At 40.0% G+C, this 2,325-nt stretch carries 1 protein-coding gene and 2 pseudogenes; 1 reads left to right on the top strand and 2 read right to left on the bottom strand.

Annotation, left to right across the window (positions count from 1 at the left end; all coding sequences use genetic code 11):
* Window positions 1-715 (bottom strand): IS5-like element ISAha3 family transposase (locus ACE01T_RS17180; RefSeq protein WP_395519756.1); only part of this gene is annotated, 715 nt, incomplete at its 3' end.
* A 54-nt stretch (window positions 716-769) separates the two neighbouring features.
* Here ACE01T_RS17180 and ACE01T_RS17175 point away from each other — a divergent pair.
* A pseudogene (locus tag ACE01T_RS17175) lies at window positions 770-1,651 on the top strand (MgtC/SapB family protein); the annotation flags it as partial.
* A gap of 47 nt (window positions 1,652-1,698) precedes the next feature.
* On the opposite strand, the pseudogene ACE01T_RS17170 reads toward ACE01T_RS17175, so the two are convergent.
* Window positions 1,699-1,884, bottom strand: a pseudogene (locus ACE01T_RS17170) (ATP-binding protein); the annotation flags it as partial.
* Window positions 1,885-2,325 lie beyond the last annotated feature (441 nt).

Raw genomic sequence — 2,325 nt, 5'->3', positions numbered from 1 at the left:
GTAACTCATTTCGTTCTATTGAACTTATTTTAGAATCTTTCCAGGGCTTGGCATTCTTTCTGGGTGGAATTACTGCATGTGCTTGACGATCTGAAATCACTTTTCTGCAGCACTTCGTGTCGTACGCGCCATCGGTATAGACAGAATCTATTCGCTCATCTAGTGGAATTTGATCCAGTAAATCACCTAGTACTTGTGAATCACTGACATTATTTGTAGTAAGCTGAACGGCACGTATTTGCAGTGTTTCAGCATCTATACCAATATGCAGTTTACGCCATTGCCGACGGTATTCAGGCTGATGTTTTTTACGCTTCCATTCGCCTTCACCTAAAAACTTTAAACCCGTAGAGTCGACAAGTAGGTGTAACCCATCATGACTTTTCTGATAGCTTATCGCAATATCAATATGCTTTTGTCGTCTACAAAGGGTGGAGTAATCTGGTGCTGTCCAATTCAAGCCACAGAGTTTAATCAGGCTTTGAACAAAGCCAGTAACCATACGTAAAGAAAGACGGAATAGAGATTTGATCATTAAACAGCATTGAATCGCTGTATCGGAATAAGTTTGATTTCGTCCTTGCGTGCCTTGTGGTTGTGCATACCATTGCGTCTTAGGATCAAACCAGATTGAAATATTTCCTCGCTTGATTAAAGCTTGGTTATACGAGGACCAATTGGTTGTACGATAGATTTTAGGTGTAGGCTTCTTCATCTGGAAATTATATTACTGAAGAAGCCTTCAAGAATAGCTTTGTGCAACAAAGCCGATCTCAAGCCAAAATTACATAGTTGGTTACGCTTGATAGAGCATCGTGAATTAACCGCATCTCTACAGTTGCTGGTACTTTCTGTCGTTATATTACCCTACTTACCCAATACGGGTCTGGGACCTTTTGCTGCATTAAATCCTTACCAGTTATGGTGGGCAGTGATCCTGATTGCCGGACTCTCTCTGGCAGGTCATTTTGCCATGCGGCTTACCGGTTCACAAAGAGGCATACTCTGGACAGGTCTATTGGGTGGTTTGGCATCTTCTACAGCCGCAACTGTCGCACTGGCACGCCAGCATCCCGTCATGGTCAGTGCTTCTATTTCTGGAACATTAGCTGCCTGTGGCATCATGTTTTTCCGTATGGTGGTGCTGATAGGCGTCATTGAGCCAGCACTTCTAAGCACTTTTGGTGGTGCAATGATGATTGCGGGAATCCTGCTGCTGGGTATGGCACTGTGGAGACAACGCCAAATTACTAGCGCTGAAAACAACGATCGAACAATAGAAACAATGGCTCCTTTTGATCTTGGGACAGCATTTAGCTTCGCTGCTTTCCTGGCTGTCATGGCAGTCTTGGTTCCGGCAGCAAAACAATGGTTGGGCACCAGCGGCATCTTTGTACTATCGACTATTTCCGGGCTAGCAGATGTAGATGCTATTTTAGTCTCACTCGCCCGTCTGCATAGTACTCAAGGCTTAACAACAGAGATTGCTACTATCGCTCTCGGGCTTGCTACACTGAGCAACATGTTAAGCAAAGCCGCAATTGCATGGATGACAGGGGGTGCACAGTTTGGCCGAGCCATCATAATTGGCTACACAATTGCCCTGATAGGTGCTGGAATAACTCTGGGTCTCAGCTTGAACTTTATGTAAGATCAACTCCGGTAAATGGTAGAGGCTCAAAAAATGAGTTAAATCGATTACCCTTGCATGTATTCACTTTGAAAAACAATAGTAAAAACGATTCGACCATTGATGTATTCAGCTTTAATAGTCGCCCCCAGCATATCAAGAATTGATTTGGTTATCGCAAGCCCTAAGCCGGTTCCTTCCTCTGTTCTTTGTCTAGATGCATCTGTTCGATAAAATCGATCAAATAATCTGGTGTTTTTGAGTAATAAAGTTAAATACTAAGTAATAAACAATAATACTTGGTAATAAAGTTTCATCCCAATTTTCAAAAAAAGAAAATATATTCATTATTTTCAGTATATTGAAATATTGGTATGAAACTTTTTTATTTTAATAGAATTATACTTAGATTAGTTTTTGCGTATAGTATGATACTTTAATAAATATCATTTAAATTTAATATCAATAAAATAAAACACTTACACACAACATAGTATGACACTTTATTGCTTTCATATATAAAATTGGCAATTCATTCAAAAAACAGTAACTCGGATTATTAAAAGTCTTGTTATCCAAAAAATGAATAATATAAGTATCAACTAAAAAGTAAACATGTATTCATTACCAAAACCCTTTGAAATCTGCCCAACCCAACGCTCTATTTGATCTGCCTTCATCACCTTAAAATCCCG

This window comes from Acinetobacter uliginosus (genome assembly GCF_044130295.1).
Lineage (GTDB): Bacteria > Pseudomonadota > Gammaproteobacteria > Pseudomonadales > Moraxellaceae > Acinetobacter.
The sequence above is the reverse complement of the archived record's forward strand: the minus strand, read 5'-3'. Positions and strand labels throughout refer to the sequence as shown.